Source organism: Mycobacterium sp. IDR2000157661 (assembly GCF_022317005.1).
GTDB lineage: Bacteria > Actinomycetota > Actinomycetes > Mycobacteriales > Mycobacteriaceae > Mycobacterium.
This window is the reverse complement of the sequence record NZ_CP081006.1, coordinates 3,919,345-3,935,091: the sequence shown is the minus strand read 5'-3', so window position 1 is coordinate 3,935,091 and position 15,747 is coordinate 3,919,345. Positions and strand designations below refer to the sequence as shown.

13 protein-coding genes and 1 pseudogene are annotated in these 15,747 nt (G+C 69.7%); 3 read left to right on the top strand and 11 right to left on the bottom strand.

Translation table 11 applies throughout. From position 1 onward, the window contains the following. Positions 1-16: 16 nt before the first annotated feature. Both K3G64_RS20220 and K3G64_RS20215 read right to left on the bottom strand, forming a co-directional pair. A complete protein-coding gene (locus K3G64_RS20220) occupies positions 17-781 on the bottom strand; it encodes a CPBP family intramembrane glutamic endopeptidase (protein ID WP_238886857.1) in 765 nt (254 codons plus the stop codon). A 28-nt stretch (positions 782-809) separates the two neighbouring features. After that, the gene (locus K3G64_RS20215; protein ID WP_370647231.1) at positions 810-3,239 is read right to left on the bottom strand and encodes a phosphoketolase family protein; all 2,430 of its coding nucleotides are present in this window, start codon (positions 3,237-3,239) and stop codon (positions 810-812) included. Between the two features lie 76 nt (positions 3,240-3,315). Here K3G64_RS20215 and K3G64_RS20210 point away from each other — a divergent pair, with 76 nt between their 5' ends. The 3 genes from K3G64_RS20210 to K3G64_RS20200 are packed head-to-tail and all read left to right on the top strand — an operon-like array spanning position 3,316 to position 7,957. Then, positions 3,316-4,191 carry a TIGR03619 family F420-dependent LLM class oxidoreductase gene (locus K3G64_RS20210; RefSeq protein ID WP_238886853.1) on the top strand — a complete coding sequence of 292 codons (876 nt, stop codon included), beginning with the start codon at positions 3,316-3,318 and terminating at the stop codon, positions 4,189-4,191. Continuing rightward, entirely contained in the window at positions 4,188-6,488 is a 2,301-nt protein-coding gene (locus tag K3G64_RS20205) for a CaiB/BaiF CoA-transferase family protein (RefSeq protein ID WP_238886852.1), read from the top strand. Before K3G64_RS20210 ends, K3G64_RS20205 begins: the two co-directional genes overlap by 4 nt. Continuing rightward, positions 6,488-7,957 carry an acetyl-CoA acetyltransferase gene (locus K3G64_RS20200; protein WP_238950856.1) on the top strand — a complete coding sequence of 490 codons (1,470 nt, stop codon included), beginning with the start codon at positions 6,488-6,490 and terminating at the stop codon, positions 7,955-7,957. Before K3G64_RS20205 ends, K3G64_RS20200 begins: the two co-directional genes overlap by 1 nt. 6 nt (positions 7,958-7,963) lie before the next feature. Here K3G64_RS20200 and K3G64_RS20195 read toward each other — a convergent pair. The 9 genes and pseudogenes from K3G64_RS20195 to K3G64_RS20155 form a co-directional block, all read right to left on the bottom strand. Continuing rightward, a pseudogene (locus K3G64_RS20195) lies at positions 7,964-8,080 on the bottom strand (SDR family NAD(P)-dependent oxidoreductase); the annotation flags it as partial. A gap of 17 nt (positions 8,081-8,097) precedes the next feature. Next, a complete protein-coding gene (locus tag K3G64_RS20190) occupies positions 8,098-8,685 on the bottom strand; it encodes a hypothetical protein (RefSeq protein ID WP_238886849.1) in 588 nt (195 codons plus the stop codon). Between the two features lie 54 nt (positions 8,686-8,739). After that, positions 8,740-9,465 carry a DUF72 domain-containing protein gene (locus K3G64_RS20185; RefSeq protein ID WP_238886847.1) on the bottom strand — a complete coding sequence of 242 codons (726 nt, stop codon included), beginning with the start codon at positions 9,463-9,465 and terminating at the stop codon, positions 8,740-8,742. Then, positions 9,462-10,109 (bottom strand): endonuclease, encoded by a 648-nt coding sequence (locus tag K3G64_RS20180; RefSeq protein WP_238886845.1) that lies wholly within the window; start codon positions 10,107-10,109, stop codon positions 9,462-9,464. The genes K3G64_RS20185 and K3G64_RS20180 overlap by 4 nt, the downstream gene beginning before the upstream one ends. Positions 10,110-10,127: 18 nt before the next feature. After that, entirely contained in the window at positions 10,128-10,460 is a 333-nt protein-coding gene (locus tag K3G64_RS20175; RefSeq protein ID WP_238886839.1) for a TfoX/Sxy family protein, read from the bottom strand. 29 nt (positions 10,461-10,489) lie between these two features. Beyond that, complete coding sequence (locus tag K3G64_RS20170; RefSeq protein WP_238886838.1) at positions 10,490-10,678, bottom strand: hypothetical protein; 189 nt, start codon at positions 10,676-10,678, stop codon at positions 10,490-10,492. A gap of 48 nt (positions 10,679-10,726) precedes the next feature. After that, positions 10,727-13,087 (bottom strand): endopeptidase La, encoded by a 2,361-nt coding sequence (lon, locus tag K3G64_RS20165; protein ID WP_238886837.1) that lies wholly within the window; start codon positions 13,085-13,087, stop codon positions 10,727-10,729. A 209-nt stretch (positions 13,088-13,296) separates the two neighbouring features. Continuing rightward, on the bottom strand, positions 13,297-14,301 hold the full coding sequence (locus K3G64_RS20160) for an esterase family protein (RefSeq protein ID WP_238886836.1): 1,005 nt from the start codon (positions 14,299-14,301) through the stop codon (positions 13,297-13,299). Positions 14,302-14,493: 192 nt separating this feature from the next. Beyond that, complete coding sequence (locus tag K3G64_RS20155) at positions 14,494-15,747, bottom strand: alpha-hydroxy acid oxidase (protein WP_238950854.1); 1,254 nt, start codon at positions 15,745-15,747, stop codon at positions 14,494-14,496.

Here is a 15,747-nt window from a genome sequence, read left to right as displayed (position 1 = left end):
CGACGCGCCACCGACATCACATCGACAGATGCCACACCAGTGCGGCGGCGAGCGCGCCCAGCCCGTTGAGCGACCAGTGCAGCGCGATCGGGGCGATCAGGCTTCCGCTGCGGCCGCGCAACCACGTGAACACGAAACCGGCCACCGCGGTCGCCGCCACCGCCAGCACCACACCCGCGATCGTGCCCAGCACCCCGCCGCCGAACAGCCGGGTGAAACCGACATTGCTGCTGGTGAGGCCCATCGAGGTGGCGATGTGCCACAGCCCGAACAGCAGCGAGCCCGCGGCCGCGACGCCACGGAAGCCCCAGGCCCGGTTCAACGCGCCGTGCAGCACGCCGCGGAAGGCCAACTCCTCGGGAATCACCGTCTGCAGCGGGATGATGACCATCGACGCGACCAGAGCGCCGGAGACGGTGGCGTAGTTGTTGTTCATGAACATCGGCCGGGTCCACGGCAGCACCAGCCCGATCGCGATCACCGACACCACGATGCCGACGGCGGCCACCGCATAGCCCGCACCTGATCTCCAGTGCTCGCGCCCCAAACCCAGTTCGGCCCAGCCCAGGCCCCGCGAGCGCACCAGGGCGACAAGCAACACCGCGGCCGCAGGCACGGTCGCAACGCTGGCCCACGGCGTGGTGAAGTGCGCGATGAGGTTGCTCAGCGCGAGCACCACCACGACGACGGCGATGTCGACGTACACGCGGAAGTGGTGCAGCGCGGACAGCTGCTCGATCAGCGGGTGCGGCTGCTCTGCTACCACGGCTTGGTCGGACACGACAACCGAGTCTACCGATCGGACCCGGTCACTCGTTGTCGCCGGTGTCCTGCGCCATCGACGGGGAGCCGGTCGGCCGGAACCCGGTGTCCCATGTCCACTGCGAGATCGCGGGGTCGTCCTCGCCGTGCTCGCGGGTGTAGCGCCGGGCCGCCGACCGGGCGTCGACCATGCGCTGCCGCAGCTGTGCCGCGCGGTTGGCCAGCCCGTCGACGCGATCGATCACGTCGAGCACGAGGTGGAACCGGTCCAGGTCGTTGAGCATCACCATGTCGAACGGCGTCGTCGTGGTGCCGCGCTCCTTGAAGCCGCGCACATGCAGATGCGCGTGGTTGGTCCGCCGGTAGGTGAGCCGGTGAACGAGCCATGGGTAGCCGTGATAGGCGAAGATCACCGGCTTGTCGGTGGTGAACAAGGCGTCGAACTCGTGATCGGACAGCCCGTGTGGGTGCTCGGTGTCGGGCTGCAGCCGCATCATGTCGACGACGTTGACGACGCGCACGGCCAGGTCCGGCAGTTCCCGGCGCAGGATGTCGGCCGCGGCCACGGTCTCCAGCGTCGGGATGTCGCCTGCGCAGGCCAGCACGACGTCGGGTTCCCCGGTGGCGTTGCCGGCCCAGTCCCAGATCCCGACGCCGCGGGCGCAGTGCGCGACCGCGGCGTCCATGTCCAGATAGGTCAGGGCGGGCTGCTTGCCTGCGACGATCACGTTGACGTAGTGGCGACTGCGCAGGCAGTGGTCGGCCACCGACAGCAACGTGTTGGCGTCCGGCGGCAGGTAGACCCGCACCACCTCGGGCCGCTTGTTGGCGACGTGGTCGATGAACCCCGGGTCCTGGTGCGAGGCGCCGTTGTGGTCCTGGCGCCAGACGTGGGAGGTCAGCAGGTAGTTCAACGACGCGATGGGCCGTCGCCAGACCACGTCGCGGCTGCTGTTGAGCCACTTGGCGTGCTGGTTGAGCATCGAGTCGATGATGTGGACGAACGCCTCGTAGCAGTTGAACAGCCCGTGCCTGCCGGTCAGCAGGTAACCCTCGAGCCAGCCCTGACACAGGTGCTCGCTGAGCACCTCCATCACCCGGCCGTCGGGTCCCAGCTGCTCGTCGTCGGGGCCGATCTCGCCCATCCACGCCTTGTCGGTCACCTCCAGCGTGGCCGCGAGCCGGTTCGACGCCGTCTCGTCGGGACCCATCAGCCGGAAACGGTCGGGGTTGCGCACGATCACGTCACGCAGGAAGGTACCCAGCACCCGCGTCGCCTCGGCGGATTCGGACGCAGGCTCCTCGACAGGCACCGCATAGTCGTCGAACGCCGGCAGGTCCAGGTCACGCAACAGCAGCCCGCCGTTGGCGTGCGGGTTGGCGCTCATCCGGCGGTGTCCCTGCGGCGAGAAGCCACGCAGGTCGGCCCGCAGCGCGCCGGTCTCGTCGAACAACTCCTCCGGCCGGTAGCTGCGCAGCCAGTCCTCCAGCTGCGCGCGGTGCTCGGCGTTGCTGCGGGTCTCGGCAAGCGGCACCTGATGCGATCGCCATGTGCCCTCGACCTTCTTGCCGTCGACCTTCTGCGGACCGGTCCACCCCTTCGGCGTGCGCAGCACGATCATCGGCCACAGCGGGCGGCCACGCTCGCCGTCCAGCCGCGCCGCCCGCTGGATCGCGCCGATCTGGTCGAACGCCTCGTCCAGCGCGGTCGCCATCTGCTGGTGCACGTTCGCGGGGTCGTCACCGGCCACCGTGATGGGCCGGTAGCCGTAGCCGGACATCAGCGACTCGAGTTCCTCCTGCGGGATGCGGGCCAGCACCGTCGGATTGGCGATCTTGTACTCGTTGAGGTGCAGGATCGGCAGCACCGCGCCGTCGGTGACGGGGTTGAGGAACTTGTTGGAATGCCAGCTCGCGGCCAACGGCCCGGTCTCGGCCTCACCGTCGCCGACCACGCACGCCACCACGAGGTCCGGGTTGTCGAAGGCGGCTCCGTAGGCATGCACCAGCGCGTAGCCGAGCTCGCCGCCCTCGTGGATGGACCCCGGCGTCTCGGAGGCGACGTGGCTGGGAATCCCGCCGGGAAAAGAGAACTGCCGGAACAGCTTTCGGATACCCTCGGTGTCTTCGGAGATAGCGGAGTAGACCTCGCTGTAGGTGCCCTCGAGGTAGGCGTTGGCGACCAGGCCGGGACCGCCGTGGCCGGGACCGGTGATGTAGATGACGGACACGTCGCGGGCACGGATCACGCGGTTCAGGTGCGCGTAGATGAGGTTCAACCCCGGCGTCGTGCCCCAGTGCCCGAGTAGCCGCGGCTTGACGTGCTGCGGCTCGAGCGGCTCGCGCAGCAGCGGATTGTCCAGGAGATAGATCTGTCCAACGGACAGGTAGTTGGCCGCGCGCCAGTACGCGTCGAGCACGCCGAGTTCGTCGTCGGTAAGGGTCGGGGAGAGGTCCTGGGAAGTCATCTGGCCCATCGTCGTGGTGGCGGGTGAACAGCGGGTGAGATCCTGGTACCCGGTGGTCGCGCTGTTAAGCACTAGCCTGTCCTGCGTGTTGGGATTCGCGATACCGCAATTCGGCGCGGCTGCCCACGCCGATCTGGCCCGCTTCGCGGCCACCGCCGAGAGCCTGGGCGCCGGCAGCCTGTGGGTCGGGGATCGGCTGCTGACGCCGGTGAATCCCAGTGTCGGGTACGCGGGCGGTGACACCGTTCCCGACCGGTTCCGCACGGCCCTGGATCCGTTCGTGGCATTGACGGTCGCGGCGACGGCCACCAACCGGGTCCGGCTGGGCAGCAGCGTGTTCGTCGCCCCGTGGTATTCCCCGGTGGCGCTGGCGCGCCAATTGACCAGCATCGACGTGATCAGCGGCGGCAGGCTGACGCCCGGCTTCGGCATCGGGTGGTCGCCCGAGGAGTATCAGGCCGCAGGCGCACCGTTCCGGGGCCGCGGCGAGCAGCTCGACGAGATGCTCGACGCGCTCGAGCAGTTGTGGACCACGAACCCGGTGTCGCATGAGGGCGATCGGTGGTCCGTACCGCCGTCGTGGGTGCACCTCAAACCCGTGCAGCGGCCCCATCCACCGGTGTACCTCGGCGCGTTCACACCCGCCGGGCTCAGGCGCATTGGCAGACGCGCCGACGGGTGGATGGCCGCGGTCCAGGTGCCCGGCGGCGTGATGTTGGAGATGCTCGGGTGGCAGCGCCGCACGATCGACGACGCCGCCCGCGCCGCGAGACGTGAGCCGGCGGCCATCGCCACCGTCGTCCGGATCAACGTCGCCGCCGGCACGCCGGTCGAACCGGTCGCCGAGGCGGTTCAGGTGCTGGCCGAGGCCGGCTACGACGACGCATTCGTCGACCTGATGTACGTCGCCGACGAAACCGACGAGCATCTGGGATGGGTGGAACGGCTGCTGCGCTCATGACCGAAGCCCTACTGGACGCCGTGCGGGTGCTCGACCTCGGCGGCGCCAAATCCGACGCGGTGAGCCGGTTGTTCGCCGACCTGGGCGCCGACGTGCTGAAGATCGAACCGCCGGGCGGCAGCCCCGCCCGAAGCGCCCTGCCCGGCGTCGACGGCATCGGCGTACCGTTCGCGGTGGACAACGCCAACAAGCGCGCCGCCGTTCTGGACCCGTCCGACCCGGCAGACCGCGACCGGCTCCTGGAGCTGGCCGCCACCGCCGACATCGTCGTCGACGACGGATCACCACGCGGCGCAGCCGCATTCGGGACCTCCTGCGCCGCACTGGCACACCGGCACAAGCACCTCGTGGCACTGTCGGTCACCGACTTCGGCACCGACGGACCCCGGGCGGCCTGGCGCGCCTCCGACCCGGTCCTCTACGCCCTGTCGACTGCGCTGTCGCGGACCGGACCGACGACGGGTAGGCCGGTGATCCCACCGCTCGGTCTCGCGTCGGCGACCGCGGCGGCGCAGGCGGCGTGGGCGACCCTGGCCGCCTACTATCACCGGTTGCGTTGCGGCACAGGGGAGTACATCGACTTTTCCCGCTTCGAAGGAGTGCTGCAGGCGCTGGATCCGCCGTACGGGTCGGAGGGGCAGGCCGCGGTGGGCCTGAAGAAGACGACCGAACTGTGGCGCGGGCGGCCCCGCAACCAGAACATCTACCCGATCTTCGCCTGCAAGGACGGCCACGTCCGGATCTGCCTGCTGTCGGCACGGCAGTGGCGCGGCATGCGCGCCTGGCTGGGCGAGCCGGAACAGTTCGCCGGTCCCGAGTTCGACACCATCGCGGCGCGCTACGCGGCCTCGCGCGAACTCAACGCCGTCATCGGCGAGTTCGTGGCACCGCAGACCATGGACGCTTTGGTGGCCGAAGGACAGTCGCGCGGGGTGCCGATCGCGGCGGTGTTGACGCCCGCCGAAGCCCTGGCATCCGACCACTTTCGCGCGGTCGGCGCGTTGACCACCGCCCGGTTCGCCTGCTCGACGCTGCGGATACCGGGCGGCCCGCTCGTCGTCGACGGCCACCGTCGCGGGCTCCGACACCTTGCTCCGGCCGTCGGCGCCGATGGCGCCTCGTGGCTGAGCGCACCGGCGAGCGCCTGGGCGCAGCCGGCAGGGGCGCGGCGGCCGTTCGACGGGCTGCGGATTCTCGACCTGGGCGTGATCGTGGCCGGCGGTGAGCTGGGTCGGCTGTTCGCCGACCTGGGTGCCGACGTCGTCAAGGTCGAAAGCGCCGCATACCCGGACGGGTTGCGCCAGACGCCGCCCGGTCAGCGGATGAGCAGGTCGTGGGCGCTGACCCACCGCAACGAGCGCAGCCTCGGCCTGGACCTGCGCGACCCGCGAGGCGCCGAACTGTTCGCCCGGCTGGTGGCGCAAGCCGATGCGGCCTTCGCCAACTTCAAGCCCGGAACGCTCGACTCCCTCGGCTTCACCTATGAACGGCTGCGTGAACTGAACCCTCGCATCGTGCTGGCCGAGAGCAGCGCATTCGGCGCGGCGGGTCCGTGGAGCACCCGGATGGGGTACGGGCCGCTGGTGCGGGCGACCACCGGCGTCACGTCGCTGTGGACCTCGCCGGACGGCGGCTTCTACGACGCGACGACGATCTTCCCCGACCACGTGTCGGCGCGCCTGACCGCCATCGCGGCGCTGGCAGCGCTCATCCGGCGCGACCGCACCGGGGATGCGGCCCGCACCCACGTTTCGCAGGCCGAGGCCGCGGTGAGCCAGCTCGCCGCGGCATATGTGGCCGAGGCGGCAAGGTCCGCGGGGCTGCAGGTGGCCGACGACGACGCCGCACACGCCGTCTACACGTGCGCAGGCGACGACGAGTGGTGCGTCGTCTCACTGGCATCCGATGCCGAGCGGGCCACCGTCGCCGCGCTCACCGGCGGCGCCGACCTCGAGACCTGGACCGCGGTGCGCGACAAGACCGAGGTGGCCGACACGCTGCAGCAGGCGGGCATCGCGGCGGCGCCGATGAACCGCGCCGTCGACGTCCTGGCCGACCCGCAGGTGAGGCACCGTCGGGTGTTCGCCGAGCTGGTCCACCCGCTGCTCGAGGCGCCGATGCCGAGCGAGACCGGGCCCGCGCCCTACACTCACATCCCGCCCGCCGACTCGCGTCCCGCCCCGATGCCGGGTGAGCACACCCGCGACATCTGCCAGACGGTGCTCGGGCTGAGTCCTGAGCGGGTCGACCGGCTGATCGCCGACGGCGTGCTCTTCGACTGTCGAGAAAGGCCATGATGGACCCCAGGACGCCGGTGCTGGTCGGCTACGGCCAGGTCAACCAACGCGACGAGAACCCCGACGTGGAGCCGATCGATCTGATGGTGGCCGCGGCGCGCGCAGGCGCCGATCCCCGGGTGCTCGAGGCGGCCGACTCGGTGCGCGTCGTCAGCCTGCTGTCGTGGCGGTACCGAGATCCGGGTCTTATTCTGGCGCAACGGCTTTCGGCCCATAACGCCGCGACGCGGTACACCGGGGTGGGCGGCAACACCCCACAGTCGCTGGTCAACGAGGCCTGCCTGGACATCCACAGCGGTCGCGCCGACGTCGTGCTGATCGCCGGTGCGGAGACCTGGCGCACGCGCAGCAGGCTGCGGGCGGCCGGAACCAAGCCGGACTGGACGCGACAGGACGAGTCGGTGCCGATGGCGCCGGGCGCCGACGACGGGGTACCGATGGCCGGGCCCGCCGAACTCAAGATCCACCTGGACCGACCGGCGTACGTGTACCCGATGTTCGAACAGGCCCTGCGGATCTCGGCGGGCGAGTCGGTGGACGAACACCGCCGCCGCATCGGGCGGCTGTGGTCGCGTTTCAGCGACGTCGCCGCCGACAACCCGCATGCCTGGAGCCGAGAGGCGCTGTCGGCCGAGCAGATCTGGCAGGCCGGTCCCGCCAACCGGATGATCAGTTGGCCGTACACCAAGCTGATGAACTCCAACAACATGGTCGACCAGGCGGCGGTGCTCGTGCTGACGTCCGCCGAGCGAGCCGAGCGGCTCCAGATCACCCGCGACCGCTGGGTTTTCCCGTACGCCGGGACCGATGCCCACGACACGTACGCGATCGGGGAACGCGCGGAGTTCCACACCTCGCCGGCGATCAGGATCGGCGGACGGCGCGCGCTGGAACTGGCAGGCGTGGACGTCGACGGTATCGCGCTGGTCGACGTGTACTCCTGCTTCCCGTCGGCCGTCCAGGTGGCCGCCAACGAGTTGGGGCTGCCCACCGACGACCCCGCCCGGCCGCTCACCGTCACCGGTGGCCTCACCTTCGCCGGCGGCCCGTGGAACAACTACGTGACGCACTCGATCGCCACCATGGCCGAACGGCTGACCGTCGCGCCGGGGCAGCTCGGGCTGGTAACGGCCAACGGCGGCTACCTCACCAAGCACAGCTTCGGTGTCTACGGCACTGAGCCACCACCTCGCGAGTTTCGTTGGGAGGACGTGCAATCGGAGGTGGACGCCCAGCCGACACGGACCGCGCTGGTGGATTGGTCCGGTGTCGCAACGGTGGAGGCGTGGACCACCCCGGTCAGCCGCGACGGGTCCCCGGAGAAGGCGTTCCTCGCGGTGCGCACCCCCGACGATGCGCGGGTGCTGGCGGTGCTGAACGACGTCTCGGAAGCGGCAGCGACGGTCAGCGACGACATCGCGGGCGCCAAGGTGCAGGTCCACGCCGACGGGACGGCGGCGCTGCGGTAGCGGTCAGTCCAGGTCGGCGATCAACACGTCGACACCGCGGCGCGCCAGGTGGTCGGCCAGGGCGAACCCGATTCCGCTCGTGCCGCCGGTGACGACGGCTACCTGACCCGCGTTGATCTTCATGGCATCTCCGGTCTGCGCTAGGGGGCGCCCGGCGGCACCTCGGTGTACTGCGGCACGAATCCTTCGGGCGCGAAGCTGAATCCCTTGCCGCTGGCCTCGCTCATGCACGACACGCCCGATTCCTGCACGTTGCAACGGAACCCGGCGGCGTTCAGGATCCGGTTGAACGGCAGGACGGTGGCGTTGTCGAAGACGAACTCCGGCTGCTCGAGCGCGACGAAGGTGGGCTCGCCGGTTCGGTCGACCACCACAGCGTTCGGCGTCGTCGGCTCGCCCTGGGCGTCCAACACCTCATCGGGTTGACCGGTGACGCCCATCCCGGACTGCCAGGCGGTCGCCGACATGCAGCCGGCCCGGGTCCGCGGCACGATCGCGCACGCCCACCGCCCGCTCGGGGTGGTGAAGTAGTAGACGGCCGTGCCGCCGGGGTGCGCGACGTAATCGAACGCGTCCACCAGATGCGCGCTGTTGCGCGGCGGGGCCGGCGGTGGCTTCGTCGTGCTCGTGGGTGTCGGCTCGTACGGCTCGTCTGTGGTCACGATCCGCTCGCCGGAGCAGGCCGCGACGGCGAGCGCCACGGCCGAGATCAGGGTTATCACACGCATTTCGGCACTCAAGCGTGCCGGAACCTGATTTCGGCGGGGGAGGCGGGGTGCGGTTCAGCCGGCGATCATCGCCCTGAGGGTGCGGGCGTTGCGGACGGCATGCCCGCCGAGGTCGTTGTTGAAGTACACCAGCACCCGCCTGCCCTCGGCGTGCCACGCGGCGATGCGGTCCGCCCAATGCCGCAACTGGTCGTCGGGATAGGAGCCCTCATACAGCGAGTCCTGGTCGGGCCCGTGCATCCGGACATACACCAGCGCGCTGGTCGCGCGCGGCACACACCGTAACCGGGCTCCGCTCATCACCACGTACGCCGCGTTGTGGCGCTCCAGCAGCGCATACACGTCGGGAGCGTCCCAGGATGGATGCCGCAGTTCCACCGCGACCGGAATCCGGTCCGGCATCGACGTCAGAAAGTGCTCGAGGCGGTCGTCGTCGCGTTCGAGCTCCGGATGAACCTGCACGAGCAGGGATTCGGCCCGGTCGCCCAGCAGCGTCCAGCACCGCTCGAACCGCTCGATCCACGGCTCCGGTTCGCGCAGCCGCCGGTAGTGCGTCAACCCCCGCTGCGCCTTGACCGACATCGTGAATCCCTCGGGGAGCCGCTCGCGCCAGCCGGCGAACGCCGCGTCCTTGGGCCAGCGGTAGAAGCTGGCGTTGAGCTCCACGGTGTCGAACTCCTCGACATACCGGGCCAGCCGCTTGGCCACCGGCATGCCCGGCGGATACAGCACGTCGGCCCAGTGGTCGTAGGACCACCCCGAGGTGCCGATCCGGATCATCGCCGCTCAGAGACGGCCGCGTGCAACTCCTCGTCGAGCGACACCCGGACCAGTGCCGCGGCGAGCTCGGCGTTTCGTCGCGGCGCCAGCGCGGCCAGCTCGTCGGCCTCGGTCGGTAGACCGAGTTGCCGGGCCGCTGAGGTGGCCCGGTCGTCGAAATAGGGACGCACCCACGCCCACACGTCCTGCACCTCGCGCAGGAAGATGTCGGCGCCGGTGTCACCGATCCCCTTGAACTCGATGAGCAGGCGCTTGACCGCCCTGGCGTCGTGGTCGCCGCGCTCGGCCAGCTTTCGCAGATCGCCGCCGTAATCGTCGTCGACCCTCGAGGCGATGTCGGTCAACCGGGTGGCCGAGCTCTCGTCGTATCGGACGTAGTGCGCCCGTCCGAGGGCGCGGATCATGTCCCTGCGATCGGCGTCGAGCACCGCCTCGGGCGTGCGCATCCCGGCGCCGAACAGCTCGCGCGCGGCCGCCACCGCGATCGAGGCGTCGATAGGCTTGCTCGCCAGCATGCACAGCGTCAACAACTGGAACAGCGGCATCGGTTTGTCGTCCAGCTTGATGCCCGCCTCGTCGGCGTAGGTGGTGCCCGCCTGCTTAAGCAGCCGCTGCACCAACTTCTTGCGCGCTGCGGAATCCATCTGCGGCGCGTACCCCGGCTATTTCGGAGGCAAACTCTTCGCGTAGTCGACGCCGCGGCCGACCCACGGCCGCAGTTGGCGCATGGTCTTGACGCCGTCGAGGGCCACCCGCAACCAGCCCCGGGTCTGCCGGCCCGCCATCACCATCGGCTCGACATGGTCGCGCGCCAGCAACTTCTCGGTCTCCTCGGGTGGTACCCGCACCATGAGGCCGCCCTGTCCGCTGGCGACGACCGCCATGTTGCCGTTGATCAGGAACGCCAGCCCGCCGAACATCCGCTTCTCCTCGACGCCCCGCTCGGCGCCCAGCAACTCGCGGATCCGGTCGGCGAGTTCCTCGTCGTAGGCCATGGCAGGACCGTAGCGCCAGGGGCCGACAGCTACTCGGTATCCGCGCTCACCGACCAGGACCCGACCCGGTTGTAGGCCGCGTCGTACACGTCCTGCTTGTCGCCGGGTTCGAGGTCGTCGAGGTCCTTCATCGCCCCGCCCCAGTACCGCAGGATCCGCCCGACCTCCGCGGACACGTCGGCGTCGTCGGGCAGATGCACATCGAGCACGAACCTCACGGCGGATCTGTACCCGAATCCGGTGAATGCACGCACCCAGTGCGGGCGTCAGGCCGCCGCGGTGACCGCCTCGGACGGCTGCAGCGCCTGCGCGACGATCTCGGCGACGTCGGTCATCGGCTTGACCTCCAGCGCGTCGAGCACGTCGGCCGGGACGTCATCCAGGTCCGCCTCGTTGCGCTGCGGGATGAACACCGTGGACAGGCCCGCCCGTTGTGCGGCCAGCAGCTTCTGCTTGACCCCGCCGATCGGCAGCACGCGGCCGTTGAGCGTCACCTCGCCGGTCATGCCGACATCGGCGCGCACCTGCCGGCCGGTCGCCATGGACACCAGCGCGGTCACCATCGTCACACCGGCCGAGGGGCCGTCCTTGGGCACCGCACCCGCGGGCACGTGCACGTGGATGCGCCGGTCCAGCGCCTTGGGGTCGACGCCTAACTGCTCGGCGTGGCTGCGCACGTAGGACAGCGCGATCTGCGCCGACTCCTTCATCACGTCGCCGAGCTGACCGGTCAGCTGCAAGGATGCATCGCCCGGCCCGGCTGAGCCAGCCGCCCCGGCCTCGATGTAGAGGACGTCGCCGCCGAGACCGGTCACCGCCAGCCCGGTGGCCACGCCCGGCACCGCGGTGCGTTCGGCGGATTCGGGCAGGAACCGCGGCCGGCCCAGATAGTCGACGAGATCGGGCTCGTCAATGGTCAACGCGACCTCGTCATCGGCCGACTCGGCCAGCTTCGTCGCCGCCTTGCGCATCGCCTTGGCCAGCAACCGTTCGAACTGCCGCACGCCCGGTTCGCGGGTGTAGTCCGCGGCCATCTTGCGCAGCGCCTCCTCGGTCACCACGACCTCGTCCTCGATCAGCGCCGCCCGCTCCCGCTGTCGGGGCAGCAGGAAGTCGCGCGCGATCGCGACCTTGTCGTCGGCGGTGTAGCCGTCGATCTGCACCAGTTCCATGCGATCCAGCAGCGCCGAGGGGATGTTCTCGATCACGTTGGCCGTCGCCAGGAACACCACGTCGGACAGGTCCAGATCCAGGTCCAGGTAGTGGTCGCGGAACGTGTGGTTCTGCGCCGGATCGAGCACCTCGAGCAGCGCCGCCGCCGGGTCGCCGCGGAAGTCGGAGCCGACCTTGTCGATCTCGTCGAGCAGCACGACGGGGTTCATGGAGCCCGCTTCGCCGATGGCCCGCACGATGCGCCCCGGCAGAGCGCCGACGTAGGTGCGTCGGTGGCCGCGGATCTCGGCCTCGTCGCGCACGCCGCCGAGCGCGACCCGGACGAACTTGCGACCCAGCGCGCGGGCCACGCTCTCGCCCAGCGACGTCTTGCCGACGCCGGGCGGACCGGCCAGCACCATCACCGCGCCGGAGCCGCGGCCGCCGACGAGGGCCAGTCCGCGCTGGGTGCGCCGCGCCCGCACGGCCAGGTACTCGACGATGCGGTCCTTGACGTCCTCGAGCCCGTGGTGGTCGGCGTCGAGTATCTCGCGCGCGCCCTTCAGGTCGGTGGAGTCGTCGGTGCGCACGTTCCACGGCAGATCCAGCACGGTGTCGAGCCAGGTGCGGATCCAGCCGCCCTCCGGGCTCTGGTCGCTGGCGCGTTCCAGCTTGCCCACCTCGCGCAGCGCGGCCTCGCGGATCTTGTCGGGAAGATCGGCGGCCTCGACCCGGGCGCGGTAGTCGTCGGTGCCCTCCTCGCCGTCGGGGCTCAACTCGCCCAGGTCCCTGCGGATCGCGGCGAGTTGCTGGCGCAGCAGGAACTCCTTCTGCGTCTTCTCAATGCCCTCGCGGACGTCCTCGGCGATCTTGTCGTTGACCTCCACCTCGGCGAGGTGGTCGGTGGTCCACTCGATCAGCACGCGCAACCGCTCGGCCACGTCGGGCGTCTCGAGCAGTTGGCGCTTCTGCACCTGGCTCAGGTGGGTGGCGTACCCGGCCAGGTCGGCCAGCGCCGACGGGTCGGTCTGCTGGTTGACGAAGTCGACGATCTGCCAGGCCTCTCGGCGCTGCAGCACCGCCAGCAGCAGCTTCTTGTACTCGGCTGCCAGCGCCGCGACCCCGCCGCCGGCCGCGGTGTCGTCGGTGATCTCGACCACCTCGACCCACAGCGCGGTGCCCGGTCCGGTGGCGCCGATGCCGATGTGCGCCCGGCTGTTGCCGCGCACCACCGCGGCTGCGGCGCCGGCGATCTGGCCGACCTGCAGAATCGAGGCCAGCACACCGTAGGACGGGTAGCGGTCCTCCAGCCGCGGCGCGACCAGCAGCTCGCCCGACTCGCTGGCGCGGGCGGCGTCGACCGCCGCACGTGCGGCGTCGTCGAGTTCGATCGGCACCACCATGCCCGGCAGCACGATCGAGTCACTGGTGAAAAGCACCGGCACCACACGCGATGCCTTGTTGGCGTCAGCCATCAATCCTCCAAAGTTCAGTCGAATGGACTCAACCCTGGGGCATCGGTGTTTGTTCCCTCGTTCGGCTGGACGCGAAAGAGCATTCCTGGTCGCAGTGGCGGCAGATCAACGGCCATGGCTGCTCATTCGGCGTACCCCACACATGGCAGGGAGCCTGCCGTTCGGGGTTACGGCAGGCTCCCTGTAGTGGGTGGATCTCGGCGGTGTCCCTAGGCGCTGGCCTGCGCCCCCAGCACCCGCTGGATGTCAGGCTTCATCATCTGCAGCTGCTGACCCCAGTAGCCCCAGCTGTGCGTTCCCTGGTCCGGGAAGTTGAAGACACCGTTGGTGCCGCCCGCGGCGATGTAGTTGTCGCGGAAGGTGATGTTGGTCCGCAGCGTGAACCCCTCGAGGAACTGGGCGGCCATCAGGTTGCCACCGCCACCGGAGCTGTCCAGCTCCGACGGGGTGCCGGTGCCGCAGTAGATCCAGATGCGGGTGTTGTTGGCCACCAACTGGCCGATGTTGACCATCGGGTCGTTGCGTTTCCACGCCGGATCCGAGGACGGACCCCACATGCTCTCGGCGTTGTAGCCACCGGCGTCGTTCATCGCCAACCCGATCAGCATCGGCCACCAGCCCTCGGACGGGTTCAGGAAACCCGACAGCGACGCGGCGTAGACGAACTTCTGCGGGTAGTAGATCGAGTAGGTCAGCGCCGTGCTGCCTGCCATCGAGATACCAACCACCGCATTGCCGTTCGGGTCGACGCCCCTGTTCGCCTGCAGCCATGCCGGCAGTTCCTGGGTCAGGAACGTCTCCCACTTGTAGGTGTAGTCCTGGCCGTTGCCCCGCGACGGCTGATACCAGTCGGTGTAGAAGCTGGACTGCCCGCCGACCGGCATCACCGTCGACAGACCTGACTGGTAGTACCACTCGAACGCCGGGGTGTTGATGTCCCAGCCGTTGAAGTCGTCCTGGGCGCGCAGGCCGTCGAGCAGATACACCGCGTGGGGACCGCCGCCCTGGAACTGGATCCGGATGTTGCGGTTCATCGACTGGGAGAACACATCCAGATACTCGACCGGCAGACCCGGCCGGGAGAACGCTCCCGCAGTCGCCGACCCCCCGGCGAACCCGATCAGCCCGGGCAGCGCCACGGTCGCAAGCGCGGCCACCGCCATCCTGCGCAACAGTCTTGTACCGGTACCTCGGTACCTCTCCATGAATTTCATAACGGCAACCAACCCACCTTTCATCGCATGCCACAAAGCAATTGCCGTCGCTTTCCTGGGTAATGAAACACGCCGGGCGGGCCCGCGCCGCGCCGTGACATGCGGTTGCGACGTCGCGGTTGGCTAACGATTGCGACTCGGCCCGGCCTCGTGCTCCGATGATCGACCGTGTGACCTGTGGGGAAGAAGTGCCTAGGGTGACTCGGTGCGGGAGGCCGACACGCCGCGGGAGAGCCGGTGCAACCGGGTGACGTGCCGCGGCCCCAGCTCGGCGAGCGAGGTCACCCCGAGGAGCCGCATCGTGCGCACGACCTGCTCGTTCAGGATCGCGATCGCCCGATCGGCACCCGCCTCACCACCGGCCATCAACCCGTACAGGTAGGCCCGCCCCACCATCGTGAATCGTGCACCGAGGGCGATCGCGGCGACGATGTCGGCGCCCGACATGATGCCGGTATCCAGCAAAATCTCGGTGTCCGCCCCGACCTCGCGGGCCACGCTGGGCAACAGATGGAACGGCACCGGTGCGCGGTCGAGTTGTCGGCCACCGTGATTCGAGAGCACGATGCCGTCGACACCCAGGTCGACGACGGCGCGGGCGTCGTGGAGCGTCTGGATACCCTTGACCACCAACTTGTTCGGCCACTGCTCGGTGATCCAGGCCAGGTCGGCGTAGGTGACCGTGGGATCGAACATGGTGTCGAGGTACTCGGCGACGGTGCCCGGCCAGCGATCCAGAGAGGCGAACGACAGCGGTTGCGTGGTCAGCAGATCGAACCACCATCGCGGGTGGGCCGCTGCGTCGAGCACGGTGCGCAGCGTGAGCGCGGGCGGGATCGACATCCCGTTGCGGATGTCGCGCAACCGCGCGCCCGCGACGGGGACGTCCACGGTGACCAGCAGGGTGTCGAAGCCGGCCGCCGCCGCGCGCTCCACCAACGCCATCGACCGCTCGCGGTCCTTCCACATGTAGAGCTGAAACCAGTTGCGCCCGTGCGGGTTCGCCGCCTTGACATCCTCGATGGACGACGTGGCCAGCGTCGACAGCGAGAATGGGATGCCGGCACGGGCGGCAGCGCGGGCACCGGCGAGCTCGCCCTCGGTGTGCATCAGCCGGGTGAATCCGGTCGGCGCGATGCCGAACGGCGCGGCCACGTGGCCGCCGAGCACCGTCGCACCGGTGTCGACGTTCGCCACATCACGAAGGATCGACGGGTGGAACTCGATGTCGCGGAAGGCCTGTCGAGCGCGGGCCAGCGACAACTCCGCCTCGGCGGCGCCGTCGGTGTAGTCGAACGCGGCCTTGGGTGTGCGGCGCTTGGCGATCCGCCTGAGGTCCTCGATGGTGAGCGCGGCGGCCAGCCTGCGCTGCGTCGAATTCCACTGCGGCCGTCGAATCGTGACCAGCGGCGCCAGTTCGCGCAGTCGAGGCAGGCGTCGCTTCAT

What these genes read in the sequence shown, in the direction of transcription:
- K3G64_RS20215 (WP_370647231.1), bottom strand. Translation starts at nt 3,239, where the DNA reads ATGGGCCAGATGACTTCCCAGGACCTCTCCCCGACCCTTACCGACGAC.
- K3G64_RS20205 (WP_238886852.1), top strand. Translation starts at nt 4,188, where the DNA reads ATGACCGAAGCCCTACTGGACGCCGTGCGGGTGCTCGACCTCGGCGGC.
- K3G64_RS20200 (WP_238950856.1), top strand. Translation starts at nt 6,488, where the DNA reads ATGGACCCCAGGACGCCGGTGCTGGTCGGCTACGGCCAGGTCAACCAA.
- K3G64_RS20190 (WP_238886849.1), bottom strand. Translation starts at nt 8,685, where the DNA reads ATGCGTGTGATAACCCTGATCTCGGCCGTGGCGCTCGCCGTCGCGGCC.
- K3G64_RS20185 (WP_238886847.1), bottom strand. Translation starts at nt 9,465, where the DNA reads ATGATCCGGATCGGCACCTCGGGGTGGTCCTACGACCACTGGGCCGAC.
- K3G64_RS20180 (WP_238886845.1), bottom strand. Translation starts at nt 10,109, where the DNA reads ATGGATTCCGCAGCGCGCAAGAAGTTGGTGCAGCGGCTGCTTAAGCAG.
- K3G64_RS20175 (WP_238886839.1), bottom strand. Translation starts at nt 10,460, where the DNA reads ATGGCCTACGACGAGGAACTCGCCGACCGGATCCGCGAGTTGCTGGGC.
- lon (WP_238886837.1), bottom strand. Translation starts at nt 13,087, where the DNA reads ATGGCTGACGCCAACAAGGCATCGCGTGTGGTGCCGGTGCTTTTCACC.
- K3G64_RS20160 (WP_238886836.1), bottom strand. Translation starts at nt 14,301, where the DNA reads ATGAAATTCATGGAGAGGTACCGAGGTACCGGTACAAGACTGTTGCGC.
- K3G64_RS20155 (WP_238950854.1), bottom strand. Translation starts at nt 15,747, where the DNA reads ATGAAGCGACGCCTGCCTCGACTGCGCGAACTGGCGCCGCTGGTCACG.